Raw genomic sequence first — 6,529 nt, forward strand, 5'->3', positions numbered from 1 at the left:
CTACTGCGGGGCGGCGGACTGCTCGGCGAAGATCTCGTCGGCGGTGGTGGCTGTGATCGCGTTGTCGAACCACTTGCCGAGCACATCGCTGTCTTCGCAGGAGGCGATGCGCTCCTTGTCGTCCTCCGAGAGGGAGAGGTTCCGTGCTGCACAAACCGTCAGCAGGATCTCCCTAGCCTTCCGGAACGCACCCAATTCGCGGTAGTACTCGGCGAACCACGTCTTGCTGTTGGGATCGGCGACCAGCAAGGTCACTTCTCCGTGCCTTCAGCGAAGATTTCCTCAGTGGTGCCAGCTGTGCCTGCCTTGCGAACCCACCTGCCAAGTCGTTCGAGGTCTTCGCAGGCGGTGATGCGCTCCGTGTCTTCCTCCGAGAGGGGGATGCCGCGAGCGGCGCACAGATTCAGCAGATCTTCCTTCCGCGACTCGACCCGACCCAATTCGCGGTAGTACTCCGCAAGCCACGTCTTGCTGTTCGGGTCCAAGGTCAGTGCGCCCATGAGATTCCTCCACAGGTCGGCCGAAGGGGAGCCGGAGAGTCCGGCGGAGATCAGTTCGGTTGCTAGCTCGGTCGGGAACTCCTCGGGGGCCTTCTTCATGGCCGTCGCCAGGATTTCCAGTATGTCATCGATACGGGCGTCCTCGATGTGTGTCACTGCCGAGAGGACGGCCAGTTCCAGGTCCTCGAGGGCCTGGTCGACATCCTTCACGGCGGGGACGTCCTCGGGGCCGAGGACGAACGGGGTGACGTGCAGATTGGCCTGGGAGCCGTGGCCGATCCGGAAGGGGCCCTTCGCCCAGCGGGCGGTGTGCCGGTTGCGGCAGACGACCAGCAGCATCGGATGTGCTTCCGGATGCTTGCTGGCCAGATACGTCAGGTAGTAGCCCCAACTGCGGGCTTTGGCCGGGTCCTTCTTCGTCTGGGACTCGACAATCAGCAGGTAGGTGCGTGAGTCGGCACACCGCTGGCGCAGCAGCGAGTCGACGCGGCGCTCGACCGGCTGGATTTCCGTCAGGTCGCAGTTGAGCGACTCCGCCTCGGTCGGCCCGGGATCGGGTAAGCCGAGGAGGGCGAAGGCGCGACGGTAGAGACCGGGAAATTCCCGGAATGTACGGTGATGCGCCTCATGAGTTGAGTTGACCATGGACAGGACGCCACGGCGCGGAAAGCCACCATGGCGTACATACGAATGACGTTCGCCCGTTCGAGCGAGCGCGGGAAAGGCCCCGCGCGCCGCCGGGTTCAGCGGGTGGCGCGCGGGGCCGATCCGTATTCCGTCAGGAGCCCTGGCGTACCGGAATCGAGGTGACGAAGGGCTGCTCGGGCGCCGGGTCGGCGAAGAAGTCGTTGCCCTTGTCATCGACGACGATGAACGCGGGGAAGTCCTCGACCTCGATCCGCCAGACCGCCTCCATGCCCAGCTCCTCGTACTCCAGGACCTCCACCTTCTTGATGCAGTCCTGGGCCAGCCGGGCGGCCGGGCCGCCGATGGAGCCGAGGTAGAAGCCGCCGTGCTCGGCGCACGCGTCGGTGACCTGCTTGCTGCGGTTGCCCTTGGCGAGCATCACCTTCGAGCCGCCGGCCGCCTGGAACTGCGCGACGTAGGCGTCCATCCGGCCCGCCGTGGTGGGTCCGAACGAGCCGGAGGCGTAGCCCTCGGGGGTCTTGGCCGGGCCCGCGTAGTAGACGGGGTGGTCCTTGAGGTACTGCGGCATCTCCTCGCCCGCGTCCAGCCGCTCCTTGATCTTCGCGTGCGCGATGTCGCGCGCGACGACGAGCGTGCCGGTCAGCGACAGCCGGGTCTTGACCGGGTGCTTGGTCAGCTCGGCCAGGATCTCGTCCATCGGGCGGGACAGATCGATCTTGACGGCGTCGAGGTCGGCGCCCGCGCCCTCGGTCAGCTGGGACTCCGTCGTCTCGGGCAGGAAGCGCGCCGGGTCGGTCTCCAGCTGCTCCAGGAAGACGCCCTCGGCGGTGATCTTCGCCTTGGCCTGGCGGTCCGCCGAGCAGGACACCGCGATGGCGACGGGGCAGGAGGCGCCGTGCCGCGGCAGCCGCACCACGCGGACGTCGTGGCAGAAGTACTTGCCGCCGAACTGTGCGCCGATGCCGATCTTCTGCGTCAGCTCGAAGACCTTCTCCTCCAGCTCCTTGTCCCGGAATCCGTGCCCCGAGGGCGACCCGGACTCCGGCAGCTCGTCCAGGTAGTGCGCCGAGGCGTACTTGGCGGTCTTGAGCGCGTACTCGGCGCTGGTGCCGCCGACGACGATCGCCAGGTGGTACGGCGGGCAGGCGGCCGTGCCCAGCGAACGGATCTTCTCCTCCAGGAACTTCATCATGGAGGCTTCGTTCAGTACGGCCTTCGTCTCCTGGTACAGGAAGGACTTGTTGGCGCTGCCGCCGCCCTTGGCCATGAACAGGAACTTGTAGGCGTCCCCGTCGGTCGCGTACAGCTCGATCTGCGCCGGCAGGTTGGTGCCGGTGTTCTTCTCCTCCCACATGGTGAGCGGAGCCATCTGCGAGTAGCGCAGATTCAGCTGCGTGTAGGCGTCGTGGATACCGCGCGAGAGGGCTTCCTCATCGCCGCCTTCGGTCAGCACCTGCTGGCCGCGCTTGCCCATCACGATCGCCGTGCCGGTGTCCTGGCACATGGGCAGCACGCCCGCCGCCGCGATGTTGGCGTTCTTGAGCAGGTCGAGTGCGACGAAGCGGTCGTTGGCGCTGGCCTCGGGGTCGTCCAGGATGCGGCGCAGCTGGGCCAGGTGCTCGGGGCGCAGATAGTGCTGGATGTCGTGGACGGCCTCGGCCGCCAGCTTGCGCAGCGCCTCCGGCTCCACCTTGAGAAAGGTGCGTCCGTCCACCTCGAAGGTGCTCACGCCCTCGCTGGTGATCAGGCGGTACGGCGTGGGGTCCTCACCGGTGGGGAGCAGGTCCGTGTAGGAGAACTCCGGGCTGGCCGGTTGGGAGCTGGCAGACATACGGGGACTCTTCCTCTCACACTTGCGGCTCTCGGCGATGGGAGCGCGTCTCACAGCGTAGAACCCGCCTGCAAGAGGCCGCTGCGGGGGTAGTCGCGATCTATCGCGTTTGGGTACGCTGCTTGTGTGACTGAAGACTCATCGCAGCCCGCCTCGCTCCAGAAGCAGCCGTCAGCCGAGCGGCCGCCTGCGCCCGCGGCCACGCCCTCCCCGGCTCCCGCCCCCGCTCCCGCGGCGGACGCCGGTGTCCGTGCCTCGGACGCGGACCGGGACCGGGTCGCCGACATCCTCCGCGAGGCCCTCGCCGAGGGCAGGCTGGACGCGGAGGAGCACGGCGAGCGGATCGAAGCCGTCTACGCCGCGAAGACGATGGGCGAGCTGGAGCCTCTCGTCCGCGACCTCCCCGCCGGCCGCTCGGGTGTCTCCGGCGCGGAGCACGACAGCGCGCAGCCGGGTGCGAGCGGTCAGCGCTCCTACGGCACCTCGTTCGCGAACTTCGCCGCCTCGCACACCTCGGGCCCGCCGGTGCCCGGCTACGGCCCGAAGGAGAACCTGGTCGCGATCTTCAGCGGCGCCGGCCGCAAGGGGCGTTGGCGGGTGCCGCGGAAGATCAACGCGTTCGCCTGTTTCGGCGGTATCGAGATCGATCTGACCGAGGCGCTGTTCGAGCACCCGCACGTGCAGATCAACGCCACTGCGATCTTCGGGGGAATCGAGATCCGGGTCCCGGAGAACGTCACCTTGCAGCAGAAGGGCGCCGGGATCTTCGGCGGCTTCGACGTACAGGTCACCGACTCCCCCGATCCGAACGCACCGGTCGTCCTGGTCGAAGGGGCCGCTGTTTTCGGGGGCGTGGACGCCAAACCGAAGCGTGGCCGACTCGTCCAGAACCTCCGCGACCGGTTCCGCAAGGAGCTGTGAGAGCGCGGGCGCACGCGGTATTGACGGCGCGCTGGGGGGCGCACGCCTGAGCGCGTATCGGACGACACGCAATGCATACCGGCGCGTACAGCGGGTAGGGCTCGTGCATCCGTCTTTCGTACGGCATGAGTTTGCGAGTCGGCCCCCGAGGGGGCCCGTGGGGGAACCGTGAACTGCCGTGTGCTGCAAGACGGGTGAAGGGGAAACAAACCTCCGTCGTCGCGTCAGGAGCAGACCGTGCTGCACACGCCGCATCAGTCCCCACAGGCCGCCGCCACCATCCCCGTACAGCGAACGCCTGAGCGAGATGATCAAGCGGGCCCCTGGCACGCGGAAGCCGTTTGCCGCCGCGACGAGGCGGGCCTCTTCTTCGCTCCCTCCAAGGAGCCCACCGCCGCCCGGCTCTCCCGGGAACAGGCAGCCAAGCGGGTCTGCGCCCGCTGCCCCGTCCTGGTCGAGTGCCGCGAGCACGCCCTGGTGATGCCCGAGCCCTATGGGGTCTGGGGTGGGCTCACCGCCGCGGAGCGGCGAGTGGTGCTCACGCGCCGCCGTAAGACGGCGTCCGCGTCTGCTTCTGCGGGGCAGCCCAGTTCGGGGGTGCCCCGCATCGCTTAGGCGCCTCCCCCTGGTGGTGACTTGACCCGCGCGCGGCTGCGGGTCGTGCTGTGGTTGCTCGCGCAGTTCCCCGCGCCCCTTTCGGGGCGCGGGCGGGGCGGAGCCCTCAGCGGGCGCGGTCGAAGTCGACGGCGCTGTAGGCCCGCAGCTTCGAGAGCCGGTGAACGGACTCGATCTGCCGAATGGTGCCGGACTTCGACCGCATCACCAGCGACTGCGTAAAGGCGCGCTCGCCGCGGTAGTGGACGCCCCGCAGCAGGTCGCCGTCGGTGATGCCGGTCGCGACGAAGAACACGTTCTCCCCGCTGACCAGGTCATCGGTGAGCAGCACCCGGTCCAGATCGTGCCCGGCGTCGAGAGCGCGCTGCCGTTCCTCGTCATCCTTGGGCCACAATTTGCCCTGTATCGTCCCGCCGAGGCACTTGATCGCGCAGGCGGCGATGATGCCCTCGGGGGTGCCGCCGACGCCCAGCAGCAGGTCGACGCCGGTCTCCTCGCGCACCGTCATCACGGCACCCGCCACATCGCCGTCCGAGATGAATTTGATCCGTGCGCCCGCCTCGCGGATCTCCTTCACCAGCCCCTCGTGCCGCGGGCGGTCGAGCACGACGACCGTGACGTCCTCCACACCGCAGCCCTTGGCCTTGGCGATCCGCCGGATGTTCACCGCGGGCGGTGCCGTGATGTCCACGAACTCGGCCGCCTCCGGCCCGGTCACCAGCTTGTCCATGTAGAAGACCGCGCTGGGGTCGAACATCGAGCCCCGCTCGGCAACCGCCAGCACGGAGACCGCGTTGCCCATGCCCTTGGCGGTGAGCGTCGTACCGTCGACCGGGTCGACGGCCACATCGCACTCGGCGCCCGTGCCGTCGCCGACGCGCTCCCCGTTGTAGAGCATCGGGGCCTCGTCCTTCTCGCCCTCGCCGATCACCACGACGCCGTTCATGGAGACGGTGGAGACGAGGGTGCGCATCGCCTTGACGGCCGCGCCGTCCGCGCCGTTCTTGTCGCCCTTGCCGACCCAGCGGCCCGAGGCCATCGCGCCCGCCTCGGTGACCCGTACCAGCTCCAGCGCCAGGTTGCGGTCCGGGGCCTCCGGGCTGACTTCGAGCTGGGAAGGCAAATGGTTGTGTTCGGTCATCGGAACACACCTTTCTGTACGGCGACTCTTACGGCCACTGCGGCGACGTGAGCTGTGCCGATTCGGCGAGGGTGGGCAGAATTTTACCCGTCGGCCTCCGACTGAGCAGGGGCGCCCACGGATGAGCAGGCCGGGGCAGCCCCGGGGCGGACCGGGGGTGTACGCCAGGCGTCCGCGGCCATAAGGGACGATGGGGGCGTGGCAGCAGACAAGAAGCGCGGAGCACAGGCCGTGCGTGACATGGTGCTCTCGCTGGCGTTGATCCTTCTCGCCGCGTGGGTCATCTACCTGTTCGTCCCGCACGATGAGAAGAAGGACCCGGTCAAGCCGGTCAGTTACGGCGTGGAGCTGGCGTCGGCGCGACGTGCGGCGCCGTATCCGGTGGCCGCGCCGCAGGGGCTGTCCAAGGAGTGGCGCGCCACCTCCGTCCGCTACACAGCCGACGGCCCGACGGGCTCCGTCTGGCACCTCGGCTTCATGACACCGGACAACGAGTACGCCGCAGTCGAGCAGAGCGACCAGCGGCGGCCGGTCCGCTTCATCGACGACGTCACACAGGGCGCCGAGGAGACGGCGAAGAAGCAGCGCGTCGCCGGTGAGGAGTGGACCCGCTACCGGGGGAAGAAGTACGACGCGCTGGTGCGCACCGCAAAGGACGGCAAGTCCGTGACCGTGGTCACGGGAACGGCGAGCTTCCGGCAGCTGGGCGAACTGGCCGGAGCGCTCCAGGCGAAGTCGGAGAAGCCGGCCAAGTCGGAGAAGCCGTCGGAGTCCGGGAAGCCGTCGGAGTCAGGGAAGCCGGCTGAGCCGGGGAAGACGGCGTAGCGCGCGAACGACGGCGTAGGGCCCGAAAGCCCCCCGCGCGAGGGGGGA

General features: G+C 68.6%; 7 protein-coding genes. 3 read left to right on the top strand and 4 right to left on the bottom strand.

The annotated features are described in order from the left end of the window. The 3 genes from ITI46_RS19480 to ITI46_RS19490 form a co-directional block, all read right to left on the bottom strand. Positions 1-255 carry a hypothetical protein gene (locus tag ITI46_RS19480; RefSeq protein ID WP_209240947.1) on the bottom strand — a complete coding sequence of 85 codons (255 nt, stop codon included), beginning with the start codon at positions 253-255 and terminating at the stop codon, positions 1-3. Further along, positions 252-1,145: a hypothetical protein gene (locus ITI46_RS19485; protein WP_209240948.1), complete on the bottom strand. Its 894-nt coding sequence runs from the start codon at positions 1,143-1,145 to the stop codon at positions 252-254. Before ITI46_RS19485 ends, ITI46_RS19480 begins: the two co-directional genes overlap by 4 nt. 133 nt (positions 1,146-1,278) lie before the next feature. Beyond that, positions 1,279-2,979: a fumarate hydratase gene (locus tag ITI46_RS19490; RefSeq protein ID WP_209240949.1), complete on the bottom strand. Its 1,701-nt coding sequence runs from the start codon at positions 2,977-2,979 to the stop codon at positions 1,279-1,281. Positions 2,980-3,105: 126 nt separating this feature from the next. Here ITI46_RS19490 and ITI46_RS19495 point away from each other — a divergent pair, with 126 nt between their 5' ends. Together ITI46_RS19495 and ITI46_RS19500 are read left to right on the top strand one after the other, a co-directional pair. Continuing rightward, on the top strand, positions 3,106-3,900 hold the full coding sequence (locus ITI46_RS19495) for a DUF1707 SHOCT-like domain-containing protein (RefSeq protein ID WP_209240950.1): 795 nt from the start codon (positions 3,106-3,108) through the stop codon (positions 3,898-3,900). A gap of 237 nt (positions 3,901-4,137) precedes the next feature. After that, the gene (locus ITI46_RS19500) at positions 4,138-4,515 is read left to right on the top strand and encodes a WhiB family transcriptional regulator (RefSeq protein ID WP_209240951.1); all 378 of its coding nucleotides are present in this window, start codon (positions 4,138-4,140) and stop codon (positions 4,513-4,515) included. A 106-nt stretch (positions 4,516-4,621) separates the two neighbouring features. Here ITI46_RS19500 and glpX read toward each other — a convergent pair whose 3' ends face one another. Continuing rightward, the gene (gene glpX, locus ITI46_RS19505; protein WP_209240952.1) at positions 4,622-5,656 is read right to left on the bottom strand and encodes a class II fructose-bisphosphatase; all 1,035 of its coding nucleotides are present in this window, start codon (positions 5,654-5,656) and stop codon (positions 4,622-4,624) included. A gap of 198 nt (positions 5,657-5,854) precedes the next feature. Between glpX and ITI46_RS19510 the strand changes: the two genes are divergently transcribed. Then, on the top strand, positions 5,855-6,481 hold the full coding sequence (locus tag ITI46_RS19510; RefSeq protein ID WP_372452004.1) for a DUF4245 domain-containing protein: 627 nt from the start codon (positions 5,855-5,857) through the stop codon (positions 6,479-6,481). Positions 6,482-6,529 lie beyond the last annotated feature (48 nt).

The organism is Streptomyces oryzae (genome assembly GCF_017676365.1).
In the GTDB taxonomy this organism is placed as follows: domain Bacteria; phylum Actinomycetota; class Actinomycetes; order Streptomycetales; family Streptomycetaceae; genus Streptomyces; species Streptomyces oryzae.